Here is a 17030-nt window from a genome sequence, read left to right as displayed (position 1 = left end):
TTAAAAGAAAAAAGAAGTACATTCTAAATGTAATTTCTTATTACATAACAAATTGTTAATCTTAAGATAACACCTATTCATTATTTTTAAATTAATTTCCATCGATTAAAAGACAATATAAGCCTCGTTTGTAAGTTTAAAGCACCTATTAATTAGGGTTAATCGCTTAAGTAAATTTTATATTGCTGTTTTACAAGGTTTTAACAATATTAATTGTTTTTCAAGAAATACAGATAAACGTATTAAACACCCTTTAATCGATAAAAAAAATAACGTAAAACACACTTAACCTCCTTAGCCCCTATAAAACAGGATAATTAAATAAATATAAAATCATTCGGTTTAGTTAATTAAATTTTTATATTTGTATAACCAGATTTGACTTTAATCAATAATTCCACCTAAAATGTTCTACTCAATTAATAATAGCTCTATTATAGAAAATATTGTTTCCCAAAAAATAGTAACCATACTTTCAATAGCTTTAATTGCTGTGCTTGTATTATTAGTAATTAGCATAGTAAATGTCTATAAGCTAGAAAAAGAAAGAAAAGATTTAGATGATTATGAATTTTAAATACAAATAAAAAGCCTGCGTATTTGCAGGCTTTTTATTTTAACATATCAAATATTTTTTAAGTTTATCTAACCAGTTTCTTATATTTTATACGTTTTGGCATTAAATCACCTCCTAGGCGTTTTTTCTTATTTTCTTCATACTCACTAAAGCCTCCTTCAAAAAAGTAAACTTGAGAATCGCCTTCAAAAGCTAAAATATGCGTACAGATTCTATCTAAAAACCAACGGTCGTGACTGATAACGACTGCACAACCAGCAAAATTTTCTAAACCTTCCTCTAGCGCTCTCAATGTATTTACATCTAAATCATTTGTAGGCTCATCTAATAATAAAACATTACCTTCTTCCTTAAGTGTCATAGCTAGATGCAAGCGATTCCGTTCTCCACCAGATAATAACTTCACCTTTTTATTTTGCTCACTTCCACTAAAATTAAAGCGGCTTAAATATGCTCTAGAATTCACTTGCTTCCCTCCCATCATCACTAAATCTTGCTCTTCACTAAAATTTTGCCAAATCGATTTTTCTGGATCTATGTTTACATGAGATTGATCTACATATGCTATTTTAGCGGTTTCACCAACAGTAAATGTTCCTTTATCTGCAGTCTCTTCACCCATTATCATTCTAAAAATAGTTGTCTTACCCGCTCCATTAGGACCGATTATTCCTACTATTCCTGCTTGTGGTAGATTAAAATTTAAATTTTCATATAATAATTTATCATCATAAGCTTTACTAATTCCTGAAGCCTCGATAACATTAGTCCCTAAACGTGGTCCATTAGGAATATAAATCTCTAATTTTTCATCCAATTGTTTTTGGTCTTGACTCAGCAACTTATCATAATTCTTCAAACGAGCTTTTTGCTTTGTTTGACGTCCTTTTGCTCCTTGTCTAACCCAATCCAGCTCTCTTTCTAGTGTTTTTTGACGTTTAGATGCGGTCTTACTTTCTTGTGCTAATCGTTTCGATTTTTGATCTAGCCAAGAAGAGTAATTCCCTTTCCAAGGAATACCTTCACCTCTATCAAGCTCTAAAATCCAGCCCGCAACATTATCCAAGAAATACCTATCGTGAGTCACGGCGATAACCGTTCCTTTATACTGCGCTAAGTGATGTTCTAACCAATGTACCGATTCCGCATCCAAGTGATTGGTAGGCTCATCTAATAAAAGCACATCTGGTTCTTTTAATAACAAACGACATAAAGCAACCCTACGGCGTTCTCCTCCAGAAAGCACTCCTATTTTTTTATTGCCATCTGGTGTGCGCAAGGCATCCATAGCAATCTCTAATTTAGTGTCTAATTCCCATGCATTAGCAGCATCGATCTCATCTTGAAGCACAGCTTGCCTGTCCATTAGCTTCTGCATCTTATCTGCATCACTATAAACTTCTTCCAAGCCAAACATATCGTTAATTTTATTATACTCCTCTAAAATAGCAACTGTTTCTGCGGCGCCTTCTTTTACAACTTCAAGAACTGTTTTATTCTCATCTAATTGCGGTTCTTGTTCTAAGTACCCAACAGAATAATCTTGCAAGAATGTAACATCACCTTGAAAATTTTTATCGACTCCTGCTATAATTTTCAACAATGTAGATTTACCAGATCCATTTAAACCTAGGATACCTATTTTAGCTCCATAAAAAAAACTTAGGTAAATATTCTTTAAAACAGGAGTATTAGCTCCAGGAAATGTCTTGGTAAGACCAGACATTGAAAAAATCACTTTTTTATCGTCAGACATATATTTATTTTATTATAATAATTGAAATGAAAAATGGGCCATTCGCTTAAACGCGTCCCTTTAAAGCATTGAATACCCATGCAATTGAAAAAAAGCCAACTCCTACTGCTGCAAAGCCCCAACCAGCTACATCATCATATCTAAATGCACCAAGTGCTATTAATGCCAATCCTACAATTATCATTATCGTGGTAGCCCATGCTAGCACCGTATTCTTATTCATCGCCATTTTTAATTATTTTTTGAAACTATTAATTTAAATTTATAAGTAAAACGCAAATATCGTCTTTTTAGACAAAAAAATATCTTTTATGATCTACTTTAATTAATCATCTAGAAAGAAAACCCATTTTTCCCTGCTGATAATCTCTAAGCGCTTCCATGATCTCTGTTTGTGTATTCATAACATATGGTCCCCAAGACGTCACTTTCTCTTGTAATGGCTCTCCAGAAAGAAACAGTAATTTACTATTTGCTATTGCTTCTATTTTAAAACCAGTACCATCGTCTTTAAATTCAATTAATTGAATGGCGCCTTCACTTAATATCACTTCATTATTTATAGAAACATTACCACTAATTAAATACAACAAAGCATTATGATTGCTGGCAATATCTATTGTTTCCATTCCCGATTTTTCGGCAGAAATTAAATATGCATTCACAGCGGTCTGCGTTTTAATTTTACCGTAAACCTGCTTTAATTCTCCAGCTATTATTTGAATTGATATTTTTTTATCGTCAGATTTAACACTATTAAAATTATGGTACTTGATATGCTGATATGCTGCTGGAATCATTTTTTTTTCTGAAGGTAAGTTCAACCAAAGTTGTATGCCTTCTAAAACACCGCCTTTATTTACAAATTCCTTTGTTGGTCCTTCCGAATGAATAATACCACGACCTGCTGTAGACCATTGTACATCTCCTGCTGCAACTACACTTTTATTTCCCAACGAATCTCTATGCAACTGTTCCCCTTGTAATAAAAACGTAATGGGTTCAAAACCTCTGTGGGGATGTGGCCCCAAATCGAAAGGATTATTCTTTTCGTCTATAGCATACGGCCCGTAATGGTGCAATAACACAAATGGATCGATCATTTCTATACTTTCCGTAGGAATAGGCTGTCTTAATCTAACCGCTCCCATATTCACAAAGTCACTTTTCCCTAATGTTTTTACCGTATTATATTTCATTTAGAATATATTTAAGCTAATACTATCGCTTCATTAAAAATATGTATGGCCTTTTTTAATGCGATATGCAACTCTGGGTCTACCACTCCTGTATTCGAAAAATTATCGTTAAACGAAGGCAATGAAAATTGAGACACAATGTTCCCTCCCATGTGTTCGAAACGTTTGCTTGCTAAATCTAAAACACTAGCAGCTCCTCTTCCCCCTGGTGAAGTAGCCATTAATAGCATGGGGATATTACACCATAATTGTCCATCTATTCTAGACATCCAATCAAAAATATTTTTAAATACCGTAGCATAAGCACCATTATGCTCGGCTAAGGATAATACAATCCCTTTTGAACTTTGTATTTTTTCTAAAAACAACTTTGCATTTTCTGGAATTCCATTTTCTATTTCATAATCGATGTCATACAGAGGTAATGGGTAATCATTTAAATCCAATACTTCTACTTCAACATTAGTAAGTTGGTTAGCCGCATAAGTCGCTAGTTTTTTATTTATTGATGTTTTACTGCTACTCCCAGCAAAGGCTATTATTTTTTTCATATAAAAATCTATTTCTATAGTAAAAGTAACCAAATCTAAAATATTTACTTATTAAATCTTTCACAATTAATGGTAAATAGAGATTATGTTTTTTATGGTATTTAACTTTAAAACTTTTGTATTTTAGCTCCATAAAAATTGCCCGCTTACCTTAAATACTATATTATATGAATATTGACTTCAATAAAAACGAAGACCATAATAAATTACTTTTATCTGATTTAAAAAGGCGTTTTGCCAAAATAAAACTTGGTGGAGGCGAAAAACGTATTGAAAAACATCATGCTAAAGGTAAATTAACTGCTAGAGAACGTATTGATTATTTGCTAGATAAAAAAGCCAAAAGTATAGAAATTGGGGCTTTTGCTGGAGACAATATGTACGCAGAACATGGCGGATGTCCTTCTGGAGGTGTTGTCGTGAAAATAGGATATATAAAAGGAAAACAGTGTATTGTTGTTGCCAATGATGCTACTGTAAAAGCAGGTGCTTGGTTCCCTATTACTGGTAAAAAGAATTTAAGAGCACAAGAAATTGCTATAGAAAATAAATTGCCTATCATATATTTAGTGGATAGTGCTGGAGTATATTTACCAATGCAAGATGAAATTTTCCCAGACAAAGAGCATTTTGGACGTATATTTAGAAACAATGCAGTAATGAGTAGCATGGGTATTACTCAAATAGCAGCCGTTATGGGGAGTTGCGTTGCAGGAGGTGCTTATTTACCTATTATGAGTGATGAGGCACTTATTGTAGATAAAACAGGAAGTATTTTTCTAGCAGGAAGTTATTTGGTAAAAGCTGCTATTGGAGAAAGTATTGACAATGAAACCTTAGGAGGTGCAACTACCCATTGTGAAGTTTCTGGAGTTACAGATTATAAAGCAAAAGATGATTATGATGCCTTAGATACAATTAAGCGCATTGTAGATAAGATTGGCGATTATGACAAAGCAGGTTTTAATAGAATTGAGGCTGAAAAACCTAAAGACAATCCAGAAGACCTATATGGTATTCTTCCTAAATCTAGGGCAGATCAATATGATATGTATGACATTATCAAACGATTAGTAGATAAGGGAGAGTATGATGAGTATAAAGCGGGTTATGGACAAACTATTATCACCGCCTATGCAAGAATAGATGGTTGGGCTGTTGGAATTGTAGCTAATCAACGAAAATTGGTTAAAACTAAAAAAGGAGAAATGCAGTTTGGAGGTGTTATTTATAATGACAGCGCAGATAAAGCCACTAGATTTATTGCTAACTGTAATCAGAAAAAAATACCTTTAGTCTTTTTACAAGATGTTACTGGCTTTATGGTTGGGAGTAAAAGTGAACATGGTGGTATTATAAAAGATGGTGCTAAAATGGTTAATGCTGTTAGTAATAGTGTTGTTCCTAAGTTTACAATTGTTATTGGTAACAGCTATGGAGCAGGAAATTACGCCATGTGTGGTAAAGCATACGACCCTAGATTAATTGCAGCTTGGCCTAGTGCAGAACTTGCTGTAATGAGTGGAAATAGTGCCGCTAAAGTTTTATTACAAATTGAAAAAGCTTCTTTAGAGAAGCAAGGTGAGACCTTTACAAAAGAAAAAGAAGAAGCTTTATTTAACAAAATAAAGTCCCGCTACGATGATCAAGTATCGCCTTACTATGCCGCGGCCAGAATATGGACAGATGCCATTATAGACCCTTTAGATACAAGGACATGGATTAGCATGGGTATTGAAGCTGCGAACCATTCTCCTATTGAAAAACCATTCAATTTGGGGGTTATACAGGTGTAGGAGATTTAAGTTTTTTTTCGTATATTAAAAACCTGTAAATCAACACTTTAAATTATGGGTACGATCAAAACTCTTAATAAGTGGGCCAACGCACACACTTATTTCACTATAGACCTATTGCGAATAGCCTTGGGGGTTTTCTTATTTATTAAGGGGCTTCAATTTATGCAAAATATGCAAACTCTAAATAATCTATTTGAACCTATACAAGATATGGTTGGAGGCATGTTTGCTCTCCATTATGTTATTCCTGCACATTTAATAGGAGGGCTTTTAATCACTTTTGGATTATTAACAAGATGGGGAGTCGTCGCTCAAATCCCTCTCTTAGTAGGTGCCATATATATTGGACTTACAAGTGAGTTAAGCTCCACCAACTTAATATTAGCTTCTATTACGCTATTGGCTTGTATTTTTTTTCTAGTTTATGGCTCTGGTAAACATTCTGCAGATTATTATTTAAAAATGCAGCAATAATTAACAACACATAAGATTCTTAAAAAAACTCAAAGGATTTTTATTATAGCGTCTTACATTTAATTTTAAATATAAAACATATTCTTAAATAAAAAATCCAGCTTAAATTAAGCTGGATTTTTTAAACTACTAAAAGTGTTTCTTTTTATTTTGCTATGTTTACAGCTCGTGTCTCTCTAATAACTGTAACTTTTACTTGACCTGGGTAAGTCATATCTGTTTGAATTTTTTGAGAGATATTAAATGATAAATCAGCTGCTTTTTCATCATTTACTTTTTCACTTTCAACAATAACTCTTAATTCTCTACCAGCTTGAATTGCATAAGCTTTCTTTACACCATTAAAGCCAAAAGCGACATCTTCAAGATCTTTAAGGCGTTGTATATACGAATCTAATACTTGGCGTCTGGCACCGGGTCTGGCACCAGAAATAGCATCACAAACTTGCACAATTGGAGATAATAATGAAGTCATCTCTATCTCATCATGGTGTGCTCCTATAGCATTACAAACTTCTTTCTTTTCACCATATTTCTCTGCCCATTGCATCCCTAAAATAGCGTGAGGTGTTTCCATATCTGTCTCGGCATCTGGAACTTTACCTATATCATGTAATAGCCCTGCTCGTTTTGCTAGTTTTGAGTTTAAACCTAATTCTGCCGCCATTACCCCACACAATTTAGCGACTTCTCTGGAGTGTTGTAATAAGTTTTGCCCGTATGATGAGCGGTATTTCATACGTCCAACCATTTTAATTAACTCAGGGTTTAATCCGTGAATTCCTAAATCTATAACAGTACGCTTACCAACCTCTATAATTTCTTGTTCAATTTGTTTTCTTGTTTTTTTAACTATTTCTTCAATTCTGGCTGGATGAATTCTTCCATCGGTAACCAATTTATGAAGTGATAGTCTTGCGATTTCACGTCTAACAGAATCAAAACAAGATAAAATAATAGCCTCAGGGGTATCGTCTACAATAATTTCAACTCCTGTTGCAGCTTCAATCGCTCTAATATTTCGTCCTTCACGCCCAATGATACGTCCTTTGACGTCATCAGATTCTATATTAAATACAGAAACACAGTTGTCTACAGCTTCTTCTGTACCAATGCGTTGAATTGTATTTATAATAATTTTCTTAGCTTCTTGTTGTGCTGTAAGTTTAGCTTCTTCAATTTTATCTTGTACATACGCCATCGCATCACTTTTAGCTTCACCTCTAAGTGATTCTAACAATTGAGCTCTAGCTTCTTCAGCAGAAAGACTTGAGATAACCTCCAACTGTTCTACTTGGCTTTTATGAAGCCTATCTAATTCACTTTGTTTTTTCTCTAGAACATCAATTTTATGATTATAATCATTTGATTTTGCTTCTAAAGCAGCAGTAGCTTTTTTAGATTTAGATAATTCATTTGATATTTGAGATTCTTTATCTCTTGTACGTTTCTCTGCTTCAGCCATTTTTTTATCTCTAGAAAGAATGACTTTTTCATGTTCCGATTTTAATTCAATAAATTTTTCTTTAGCTTGAAGTATTTTGTCTTTTTTAATACTTTCTCCTTCGCTTTTTGCTTCTCTTAAAATTGCCGAAGCCGTTTTCTTAGTACTCTTTATCAGTTTGGAGGCATTATTTTTCTCTAGCAGTTTAGCTGCAATAAAACCTATTATTGCGCCTATAGCTATACCGCCTACAATTAATACAATTGTGTTATCCATTTTTAGTTAGTTTAGAATATAAAAAAAGCCTACACTAATTTTAGTTTTGTATAAACCCCTTAAAAATAAGTTTAGGGCTAACAAATTGATCAAGTATCTGTTCTAAATGACAGCTCGCTTTTACAACTTAAACTCACCCTTTTTAAAGAATTAACGTTGAGTTTATCAAAAAAATAATTAATGTAGGCAGTAACCTTTATTTTATTTATAAGAACATTTTAAGAGCTTAAATACGAATGTAATACATTATTTAAAGCGTCTAACTTTTTTTCAATATGCATATTCGTGTGCTCTTTATTCAAAGCTTCCTGTTCTACTTGAGATGCAAATTGTAAAGCGCACATTGCTAAAACATCTTGTTTATCTCTAACAGAATAACTTTGCTCAAATTGTTTTATCATAGCATCAATTTTCTTAGCAGCCAATCTCAACCCTTCTTCCTGACTAGGTTGTATGGTTAAAGGATAGACTCTATCTGCTATAGAAAGCTTTATTTTAAGCATTTCCGCCATAAATTAACTATGTTACACTATTCAGATAATTGGCCTATACAATGGTCAATGTCTCTTATTAATGTATTTATTTTGAGTTTGGTTTCTCTTTTATCATTATCACTGCCCAGTATTGTTTTTGCCATTTTGAGGGTTTCATATTTCTCTTGCCAAATCTCTAATTCAGAGCCTTGGTTATGAATTATATTTCGAGATTGCTCTAATTCTTGAGATAATTTTATATTGGTTTGCTTAAGAACATCTAGTTTGTGTAAAATTTTACTAACTTTATCTTCAAGAGCATCTACAATATCTTCAATATTACTCATTTGCAATTATCAATACTTAGCTTACAAAGTTAATTTAATTGGTGATATTTTACAATTGTTTTTTCATAAATTTTAAAACGTAGGCTTAAGACTCATAATCAGTACTATGACTTAGTCTTTTGGATTTGTCTTTGGTAATTGTTATCAAATTTATACATTAGCAGTAACAAGATTTTTTTATGAGACAGCTCCTATTGTTTTTACTTTTAAGCACTTCCCTTTTTGGACAAACCCAATATCCTCAAGATTATTTTAGATCCCCTTTGGATATAACTATTGTATTAGCAGGAACCTTTGCCGAACTTCGTCCTAATCATTTTCATTCCGGACTCGATATTAAAACAAAACAAGTGCAAGGTCTAAAAGTTTTTGGTGTTGCTGATGGCTATGTAAGTAGAATTAAAATTGCGCATTATGGCTATGGTAAAGCATTATATATTACGCATCCAAACGGTTACACAAGTGTTTATGCTCATTTGCAAAAGTTTTCACCAGAAATAGAAGCTTATCTTAAAAAAAAGCAGTACAAAAAAGAATCTTTTGAGATTGAGTTATTTCCTACTGTAGACGAATTGCAAATAAAAAAAGGCGCCCTTATTGCTTACTCTGGAAACACTGGCAGTTCTAGTGGTCCGCATTTACACTTCGAAATTCGTGATAATGCAGAAAGACCTGTAAACCCTATGTTATTTGGTATGGATGTAAAGGATTCTAAAAAACCTATTATTTCTAGTGTATACGCCTACCCTATTGGTAAAAATGCACATATTAATGGCGCTTCCGAAAAACAAAAACTACGCTTAATTCCTCAACAAAACGGGGATTATAAGATTGAAGATATTGCTGCTTATGGGACTATAGGCTTTAGTGTTGAAACTATAGACAGACAAGATTTAGCAGCTAATAAAAACGGGGTCTATAATATAAAAACTTACTATAACGGCATTCAAAATTTCGAAATTGATTTTAGTCGCTTTTCTTTTGCTGAAACGAAACATTTAAATCGTTTAATAGATTATGAACTTTATAAAACAGAAAAGCATAGGCTTCAGAAATTATTTGTAGAAAAAAACAATCCGTTGAGCTTATATAATAATATTAGTGATAATGGCTATATTACTATTACAGATAGCACTGCATCTGTTTATAAAGTTAAAATTAGTGACTTTAAAGAAAATACAACCCTTTTGGATATTACCATTAAAGGCCAAAAGAAACAACTTAACGATTTTAAAGAAACTAATACTGCTCAAGACTATATTATTTCAGATAAAGCTAAAATTTTAGCTGATGGGAATGTTACAGTAAATTTTCCCAAACACACGTTTTATGATAATTTTCATATCGATTTTAGTGTAGAAAACGATACTTTAACATTACACAAACCTATTATTCCTGTTAAAAAGTATTTTACCATTTCTTACGATATTAGTCAATATAATAAAACAGACATTAATCAGTTATATATTGCAGAATTAGTTGGCTGGAATAATTTCCCTAGTTATTCACGTACAAAAAGAAAAGGAAATATTTTAAGTACACGAACCAAGGATTTGGGAACTTATGTTTTAGCAACAGATACAGATGCTCCAATTATAACTCCAAAAAATTTTAAAAATGGCTCTTGGCTAAGTAAATACCGCTTTTTAAAGCTCAAGATTAGCGATAAAACCTCTGGCATCTCTAATTATAGAGCAACCGTAAACGGAAAATGGATTTTAATGGAATACGATTACAAAACAAAAATATTAACATATGATTTCAATGATGGCATTGTTACAGACACTAAAAATAATTTAAAAGTAATAGTTACGGATAATGTAGGAAATAGCACTACATTTGAATCTACCTTTTACAGAAAATAAGTAATTAGCTCAAATGCCTTAAGCACTATATTATAGATTAACCCCTAATTTTATAACGGCGTAAAACCAATATAACCTTGACAACCAAAGATACTTTACTAAAACTTATCATTCTTATTTTGCCCCTTTTAGGTTTCGCGCAAAGCGCAACAATAAATGGTGTCATCTTAAATGCTCATAATTTACCTATTGAAGGCGTAAATATTAAAGCTGGAAAAGCGGGTACACAAACCAACCTAAATGGCTTTTATAAGTTAAAAATACCTGCTAACACAGATGTAAAGCTAGTATTTTCTCATGTTTCACATAAAAAGATAACAATAACAGCAAACTTAAAAAACGGAGAAATCTTTGAATTTAATCCTGTTATGAACATTAATATAGAACAGGTTTCTGAAATTATTTTAACCGGAAGAAAACGAAAAGATGTTGAAGGAATTGTTAGCATAAAACCAGAAGTTATTAGAAAAATTCCTGGAGCAAATGCTGGTGTAGAAAACCTTTTAAAAACATTACCAGGTGTTAGTGGGAATAATGAATTAAGTACTCAATATTCTGTACGTGGAGGGAATTTTGATGAAAACCTAGTCTATGTAAATGGCATCGAAATATACCGCCCGTTTTTAATACGCTCTGGTCAGCAGGAAGGCTTAAGCTTTATTAATAGTGATTTGGTGGCCAATGTTGATTTTTCTGCTGGTGGGTTTCAAGCCAAATATGGAGACAAACTGTCTTCTGTTTTAGATATTACTTATAAAAAACCAACGGCTTTTGGTATTGCTGCAGATTTAAGCCTTTTAGGCGGAAGTCTAGCTGTAGAAACCAGAAGTAAAGACTCCAAGTTCTCAGGAATAACAGGGCTACGTTATAGAGATAATAGCCTATTAGTAAATGCAAAAGAAACAGAAACTAATTACGATCCAAAATTTGTAGACCTACAAAGTTATTTAACGTATCAATTTACAGACAAATTCGAATTAAGTTTTCTAGGAAACGCAGCGATTAACAAATACAATTACGAACCGCAAACCCGTCAAACAAACTTTGGTACACTAGACAATCCATTGGCGCTTTTAGTGTTTTATGAAGGGCAAGAACGCGATGCTTATCAAACTCTTTTTGGAGCTCTACAAGGGAGTTACAACGTTAATGATAATTTAAATTTAAGTTTAGTTACCTCTACTTATCATACAACGGAGGAAGAACATTTTGATATTTTAGCCCAATACAGCTTAGGGCAAGTAAACAGTAATATTGGAGATGAAGATTTAGGTGAAGTAGAATTTAGTGAAGGTATTGGCGGACAATTAAATCATGGTAGAAATGATCTGGATGCTTTAATTACCACAGTAGAACATAAAGGAACGTACACTGTAAATGAAAATGAATTTAAATGGTCTATAAAATATACTAATGAAGATATTCGAGACCGCTTAATAGAATGGGAAGTTATAGATTCTGCTGGTTTTTCTATAAATCCTCCAAATATTGGAGGGTTTAATGACCAACCCTATACTCCAGACACAACACCTTTGGCTGCATTTCAAAATGTACAGGCAAGGAATAATACCCAGATAAATCGTGTTCAAGCGTATTTACAATGGAGCAAGCGTTCTAAATTAGGAGATAGTGACGTTTGGTATAATGTTGGTGCTCGTGCTCATAACTGGACTGTAACAGATGAAAATTCTAACTTAGAAAACGAATCGCAAACGGTTTTTAGTCCAAGAGTTCAATTTGCTATAAAACCCAATTGGGAAAAGGATATGTTATTTAGAATTGGTAGTGGTTTATACTACCAACCTCCTTTTTATAGAGAGTTAAGAGATGCAAATGGTATCGTACAACCTAATGTAAAAGCGCAAAAGTCTTTTCATTTAGTATTAGGAAATGATTATAGTTTTAAATTATGGGATAGGCCTTTCAAATTAACAACAGAAGCTTATTATAAAAACTTAACCGATGTTAATCCGTACACTGTTGAAAACGTTCGTATACGCTATCGTGCAAACAATTCGGCTAAGGCTTTTGCATATGGCTTAGATCTTCGCTTAAACGGAGAGTTTGTACCTGGTACAGAGAGCTGGTTTAGTTTTGGCTATCTGAAAACTGAAGAAAACATAAATGATCGCGGTTATATTGCTAGACCTACAGATCAACGCTTAAAATTTGCTGCACTATTTCAAGACTATGTTCCCAACATACCGAATATGAAAATGTATTTAAATTTGGTATATAATACAGGGTTACCTGGAGGTTCCCCAAGTTATGCAGACCCATACGTATTTCAAAATCGCTTACCAGATTATAAACGTGCAGACCTTGGTTTCCAATTCGTAATTGTTGATGCCAAAAAACAGTTTGATAGCGGCTGGAAAAAAGCATTTAAAGACCTTTCATTTGGTTTTGAAATTTTCAACATATTTGATGCACAAAATTCGATTACTAACACTTGGGTAAGAGATGTATATAGCAAACGACAATATGCTATTCCAAATTACTTAACTCCTCGTGTGTTCAATATAAGAACAACTATGCGATTTTAAAAAAATCTATTTAGCTGCAACTTATTTTATATTAAAAAATAAACATTACATCACTAATCTCTCTTTTCCTAAAGGGAGATTATTTTTAGCTGTTTATTCGTCTATTAAACTGCTTTATACAATGTATCTAGTCACAAAAAACAGCGAAAATCATTCTGTATATGCTAAAGAAGAAATAACACTATAGTGTCAAGATTTTTTCTTCTTCTTTTTCTTTTTTGCATCCTTTTTACTTTTGTTTATAATTAACTTTTGAACTAATTTACCTGGTACAATCCTCATGAAACCTTGAATCAAGCCTTCTATAATATAGTTTATAGGCGAGCGATATACATTTCTTTCAGATTGATATTTTGCAATGAGATATCGTTTTTGATCTGGTAAATTATCTGTTCGTACAACGCCGTTTACAATTGCAGAGAGTAGTACCTTTTTTTTAGCTTTGTCCTTTCGTTTTTCATTAATTAATTTGAGTAATAAATTATCATAATCAAATACCAACTTATTTTGAGATTGGTATTCTCCCGCATTCATATTAAATTGAATCCGCTTCATATGGCCTGAGACCATTTCCATTCCTGCTAAAGGTTTTATCGCGGAGTTTAAATGTGTCATATCTAAAACTCCAACTGCAACATCTAACAAAAAAGTTTCATTGTGATATGGCGCTTTAAAGTTAATATTGATTGCCGTTTCCCCTACAAGACTGGCCTTTATTTTAGCATTTAATTTCCCTAACCGTTTTTGTTCCTCGGGCATATTAGTTAATCCCAATATGTCGCCATCAATACCTTCTATTTTTAGTGCCCCCGATTCAATTCGTTTAACACCAAGTTCTCCATAAATCACCGATGAATTAGAAATCGCAACAGAATCGATAAGAAATGCGATCGGAATTTCATTTATAACCTCTTGAAATGTGGGCATATACTCCTCTTTAGGCCTTGGGATATTTTTATTTCGATGCAATTTAACATTCAACCCATCAACATTAACTTGTTTTGCAACAATATCCAATTGTGTGTAAAAATCGCTTGAAGGATCGAACTCATTGATGGCAAGCGCTTTTAAATCCACTTCTACAATATCGGTTTGATGGCCTTTTCGCTTACTAACTTCAACCCAATCTATTAAATAACCATAAGACACATTATTTAATAAAATTTCTTTGTTTTTTAAATTATAATGAAACCGATCCAATTTAAAACGTGTGTAATCGTTAAGTTCAAAAGCTACACTATCTATATTCACTTCTAAATCCCCCATTTCAAAAGGTATTAAGTGCTTAAATCTCAAAGAGTCGGTATCTATTTCGGTTGCTAGCACTTGTATTTTCTTTACTTGACCTTTTATATCCTGCGATATAGGGTCTCTTAACACAACGGCACCATTGTCTATGCGAAAATTATTAATATTTGCACGAGACAAGATGTCTCCAAACATAGATTGTAAACCTTTTCCACTTGTTTTTTTAGTAACATCATTACTTAAGGTTACTTCAAATTTTGGATGTTCAAAGGCTATTTCATCTAAATTTAACCTTTTACGAAGCAACAAATCTATCCATTCGAGTCCATTAATAGTGGCATAATCTACATTGCCTTTAATCACTGTTCCGTTTTGAGGATTTAATGGTGCGATACTAACATCATATAGTGTAACGCCTTTAAAAAAAGTATCTAAATCAAAATTGGAATACACTATATTATATGCTCTTTCGGGATTTGAATTAATCGTCGCTTCAAAATTATATTCAATCCACCATTCTAGACCTTTAACCATAGTAAAGAGCAACACTAAAACAATAGTAAATCTAATTGTTATTTTTTTCATAGGTTATTTTTAACTTTAGTTTTAAAAAATTAAACATAAATCGCTTTTACTACCGGTTATATCTCTATTCTAGCTTCTTTTTAATTAATTTCTGTATGATGTCTATAATTTTATTTTTTCAAAAAGCTGATACTTCATTTTTCACCTTTTATTCTCTTGAACTATGCGCTTAAATTAGGGAGTGATTTGGAAGCGCTCAAAATAGCGTTATTGTATTATATAATTAAAGATAGTAATTTCTTTTAAACCAAAGTTAAATTACAATTAAAAACACGAAACACCTCAAGCAAAGCGGTTAACAGCGTAATATATATTAGTTTATTTAGAAATTAACCTACTAAAGAATAATACAAAGGAGGCAATATTTTATTTAAATTAGACATTATATTTAATACCTATGCATTAGTAATTTTTGTATTTTTATTAAAAAATCACTCTTTTTTATATAAGAAAAGGAAATAGACACTAAATATTTAATTTACAGAACGGTAAATCTGAATTACTTTTCTCTGATTGAAAATAACAATTTATAAGGATACAAATGAAAAAATTACTTTTAATACTTTTTCTCTTTAGTTTAGCTTTTAGTTGTAACACATCTAAGCAGACAAAGCAAACTACTAACGAAAATGAGCACTCACAAACACAAATTAGTGATACACTTAAAATATCTAACGCTGCGTTAGAATATGAAATTATAATTATAGAACCTGGTTTTAATTCTTGGTTAGCTTCACGAGCAAAACCTAAAGGGTTTTATACCCAAACGTTTTTAGAAAATAAAAATTTTCGTTATGTTACTGAATGGAATGCTAGAGTATTACAAGTAAACAAATATAATCCTAACCTTTATGAATTACAAATTGACTATAAACGACATATTAATTATGGTTACGATGTGAATTATTTGTTATATAATTATTTCCTTTTCTTTCAAAACAACTATAAACAGAATCTTTTAAGTACTAGAGTTCCTATAAATTAAATTATATTTGTTGCTTTAAAATAAAGTTTATGGAGCAATTTAAAAGTCGCTGGGAAATTAAACAAAATTGGCAGCTATTATTTCCTTTTTTTGGTGGATTAGCTGTAATATATTCTGCATTTAAGCTTTCGAATATTTTAACTAAAACGTATCCCTTAATGGTTACCATGATAGTTACCATTATTCTAAGTTATGGCTTTTTAAAATTATTTTTATTCTTATTTAAAAAGCTGGAAACCAAATGGATTGTAGAATACAAATGGGAAATGATACGTATTTTTATAGTCTTTGCAATAACAGGTTCCTCTTCCGTTTTTATTGGACGCCCTATTATAAAACTGATTGGAATTACTAAAGAAAACTTAAATATTGTTGTTTACTGGATATTATATGTTATCATTGGATTAGTCTTTTATCAAATTTTATTAGTTGCTTTTGGATGGTTATTAGGGCAATTCAATTTCTTTTGGGCTTTCGAAAAGAAAATGCTAAGCAGGTTTGGATTGGGTAAGTTTTTAAAATAAATGAAAAACATAAAACAACATCTATTTTATAAAATTGCAGTTTTGGTACTTACTATAACTGTTATTATGCCTTCTGTTGTTAAGCTTACACATCTTTTAGAAAATCACGAGCATATAACTTGTGAAGATCAAACCAAAATCCATTTTCATAGTTTAGATATAGATTGTGAATTTTATAAGTTCGAAGTAAACACAGCTTACTCGATAAATTTCAATGATTTAGAATTTATTTTAATAAAAAATAATCATAAAACAATTTCCTCACAGTATCACTTTATTAGTGATTATGAATTCTTAAATTTTTCGTTACGAGGGCCTCCTTTATTTGTTTAATAAGCATTGCACAAAATATTTTATTCCTTCTAGTCTTTAGGAAAAAAG

At 31.9% G+C, this 17030-nt stretch carries 16 protein-coding genes and 1 other RNA gene; 8 read left to right on the top strand and 9 right to left on the bottom strand.

Annotated features, from left to right (window positions below; genetic code table 11):
* Positions 1–406 precede the first annotated feature (406 nt).
* Positions 407–577: a hypothetical protein gene (locus AC2D8I_RS00800; RefSeq protein WP_484704079.1), complete on the top strand. Its 171-nt coding sequence runs from the start codon at positions 407–409 to the stop codon at positions 575–577.
* 64 nt (positions 578–641) lie between these two features.
* Here AC2D8I_RS00800 and ettA read toward each other — a convergent pair whose 3' ends face one another.
* The 4 genes from ettA to AC2D8I_RS00780 form a co-directional block, all read right to left on the bottom strand.
* Entirely contained in the window at positions 642–2333 is a 1692-nt protein-coding gene (gene ettA / locus AC2D8I_RS00795) for an energy-dependent translational throttle protein EttA (RefSeq protein WP_484704078.1), read from the bottom strand.
* 46 nt (positions 2334–2379) lie between these two features.
* On the bottom strand, positions 2380–2562 hold the full coding sequence (locus tag AC2D8I_RS00790) for a CAL67264 family membrane protein (protein WP_484704077.1): 183 nt from the start codon (positions 2560–2562) through the stop codon (positions 2380–2382).
* Positions 2563–2662: 100 nt separating this feature from the next.
* Positions 2663–3532 carry a pirin family protein gene (locus AC2D8I_RS00785; RefSeq protein WP_484704076.1) on the bottom strand — a complete coding sequence of 290 codons (870 nt, stop codon included), beginning with the start codon at positions 3530–3532 and terminating at the stop codon, positions 2663–2665.
* A gap of 11 nt (positions 3533–3543) precedes the next feature.
* Positions 3544–4083 carry an NADPH-dependent FMN reductase gene (locus AC2D8I_RS00780; protein ID WP_484704075.1) on the bottom strand — a complete coding sequence of 180 codons (540 nt, stop codon included), beginning with the start codon at positions 4081–4083 and terminating at the stop codon, positions 3544–3546.
* A gap of 167 nt (positions 4084–4250) precedes the next feature.
* On the opposite strand from AC2D8I_RS00780, the gene AC2D8I_RS00775 reads away from it, so the two are divergent.
* Together AC2D8I_RS00775 and AC2D8I_RS00770 are read left to right on the top strand one after the other, a co-directional pair.
* A complete protein-coding gene (locus AC2D8I_RS00775; RefSeq protein ID WP_484704074.1) occupies positions 4251–5879 on the top strand; it encodes an acyl-CoA carboxylase subunit beta in 1629 nt (542 codons plus the stop codon).
* 54 nt (positions 5880–5933) lie between these two features.
* Positions 5934–6356 (top strand): DoxX family protein, encoded by a 423-nt coding sequence (locus tag AC2D8I_RS00770; RefSeq protein WP_484704073.1) that lies wholly within the window; start codon positions 5934–5936, stop codon positions 6354–6356.
* 145 nt (positions 6357–6501) lie between these two features.
* Here the strand turns inward: AC2D8I_RS00770 and rny are convergent, their stop codons facing one another.
* From rny to AC2D8I_RS00750, 4 genes are all read right to left on the bottom strand, one after another.
* Positions 6502–8076 (bottom strand): ribonuclease Y, encoded by a 1575-nt coding sequence (gene rny / locus AC2D8I_RS00765; protein ID WP_484704072.1) that lies wholly within the window; start codon positions 8074–8076, stop codon positions 6502–6504.
* 52 nt (positions 8077–8128) lie between these two features.
* A non-coding RNA gene (gene ssrS, locus AC2D8I_RS00760) (6S RNA) lies at positions 8129–8238 on the bottom strand.
* A gap of 56 nt (positions 8239–8294) precedes the next feature.
* Positions 8295–8588: a cell division protein ZapA gene (locus tag AC2D8I_RS00755; RefSeq protein ID WP_484704071.1), complete on the bottom strand. Its 294-nt coding sequence runs from the start codon at positions 8586–8588 to the stop codon at positions 8295–8297.
* Positions 8589–8605: 17 nt separating this feature from the next.
* The gene (locus AC2D8I_RS00750; RefSeq protein ID WP_484704070.1) at positions 8606–8896 is read right to left on the bottom strand and encodes a hypothetical protein; all 291 of its coding nucleotides are present in this window, start codon (positions 8894–8896) and stop codon (positions 8606–8608) included.
* A 179-nt stretch (positions 8897–9075) separates the two neighbouring features.
* Here AC2D8I_RS00750 and AC2D8I_RS00745 point away from each other — a divergent pair, with 179 nt between their 5' ends.
* Positions 9076–10761: a M23 family metallopeptidase gene (locus tag AC2D8I_RS00745; RefSeq protein WP_484704069.1), complete on the top strand. Its 1686-nt coding sequence runs from the start codon at positions 9076–9078 to the stop codon at positions 10759–10761.
* A gap of 77 nt (positions 10762–10838) precedes the next feature.
* Positions 10839–13307: a TonB-dependent receptor gene (locus AC2D8I_RS00740; RefSeq protein WP_484704068.1), complete on the top strand. Its 2469-nt coding sequence runs from the start codon at positions 10839–10841 to the stop codon at positions 13305–13307.
* Positions 13308–13496: 189 nt separating this feature from the next.
* Here AC2D8I_RS00740 and AC2D8I_RS00735 read toward each other — a convergent pair whose 3' ends face one another.
* Positions 13497–15140 (bottom strand): hypothetical protein, encoded by a 1644-nt coding sequence (locus tag AC2D8I_RS00735; RefSeq protein WP_484704067.1) that lies wholly within the window; start codon positions 15138–15140, stop codon positions 13497–13499.
* A gap of 541 nt (positions 15141–15681) precedes the next feature.
* Here AC2D8I_RS00735 and AC2D8I_RS00730 point away from each other — a divergent pair.
* From AC2D8I_RS00730 to AC2D8I_RS00720, 3 genes are read left to right on the top strand one after another with little or no spacing between them, the layout of a single operon-like run.
* Positions 15682–16125, top strand: coding sequence for a DUF6146 family protein (locus tag AC2D8I_RS00730; protein WP_484704066.1), 444 nt, complete (start codon positions 15682–15684; stop codon positions 16123–16125).
* Positions 16126–16154: 29 nt separating this feature from the next.
* Complete coding sequence (locus AC2D8I_RS00725; protein ID WP_484704065.1) at positions 16155–16649, top strand: DUF6787 family protein; 495 nt, start codon at positions 16155–16157, stop codon at positions 16647–16649.
* The gene (locus AC2D8I_RS00720) at positions 16650–16982 is read left to right on the top strand and encodes a hypothetical protein (protein WP_484704064.1); all 333 of its coding nucleotides are present in this window, start codon (positions 16650–16652) and stop codon (positions 16980–16982) included.
* Positions 16983–17030 lie beyond the last annotated feature (48 nt).

The organism is Lacinutrix sp. YIN62, from assembly GCF_057219185.1.
Note: the sequence above shows the minus strand (reverse complement) of the source record. Positions and strands in the feature narration are given on the sequence as shown.

Bases quoted from the DNA above. Each gene is read 5' to 3' on its own strand.
- AC2D8I_RS00800 (WP_484704079.1), top strand. From the start codon at position 407: ATGTTCTACTCAATTAATAATAGCTCTATTATAGAAAATATTGTTTCC.
- ettA (WP_484704078.1), bottom strand. From the start codon at position 2,333: ATGTCTGACGATAAAAAAGTGATTTTTTCAATGTCTGGTCTTACCAAG.
- AC2D8I_RS00790 (WP_484704077.1), bottom strand. From the start codon at position 2,562: ATGGCGATGAATAAGAATACGGTGCTAGCATGGGCTACCACGATAATG.
- AC2D8I_RS00785 (WP_484704076.1), bottom strand. From the start codon at position 3,532: ATGAAATATAATACGGTAAAAACATTAGGGAAAAGTGACTTTGTGAAT.
- AC2D8I_RS00780 (WP_484704075.1), bottom strand. From the start codon at position 4,083: ATGAAAAAAATAATAGCCTTTGCTGGGAGTAGCAGTAAAACATCAATA.
- AC2D8I_RS00775 (WP_484704074.1), top strand. From the start codon at position 4,251: ATGAATATTGACTTCAATAAAAACGAAGACCATAATAAATTACTTTTA.
- AC2D8I_RS00770 (WP_484704073.1), top strand. From the start codon at position 5,934: ATGGGTACGATCAAAACTCTTAATAAGTGGGCCAACGCACACACTTAT.
- rny (WP_484704072.1), bottom strand. From the start codon at position 8,076: ATGGATAACACAATTGTATTAATTGTAGGCGGTATAGCTATAGGCGCA.
- AC2D8I_RS00755 (WP_484704071.1), bottom strand. From the start codon at position 8,588: ATGGCGGAAATGCTTAAAATAAAGCTTTCTATAGCAGATAGAGTCTAT.
- AC2D8I_RS00750 (WP_484704070.1), bottom strand. From the start codon at position 8,896: ATGAGTAATATTGAAGATATTGTAGATGCTCTTGAAGATAAAGTTAGT.
- AC2D8I_RS00745 (WP_484704069.1), top strand. From the start codon at position 9,076: ATGAGACAGCTCCTATTGTTTTTACTTTTAAGCACTTCCCTTTTTGGA.
- AC2D8I_RS00735 (WP_484704067.1), bottom strand. From the start codon at position 15,140: ATGAAAAAAATAACAATTAGATTTACTATTGTTTTAGTGTTGCTCTTT.
- AC2D8I_RS00730 (WP_484704066.1), top strand. From the start codon at position 15,682: ATGAAAAAATTACTTTTAATACTTTTTCTCTTTAGTTTAGCTTTTAGT.
- AC2D8I_RS00725 (WP_484704065.1), top strand. From the start codon at position 16,155: ATGGAGCAATTTAAAAGTCGCTGGGAAATTAAACAAAATTGGCAGCTA.
- AC2D8I_RS00720 (WP_484704064.1), top strand. From the start codon at position 16,650: ATGAAAAACATAAAACAACATCTATTTTATAAAATTGCAGTTTTGGTA.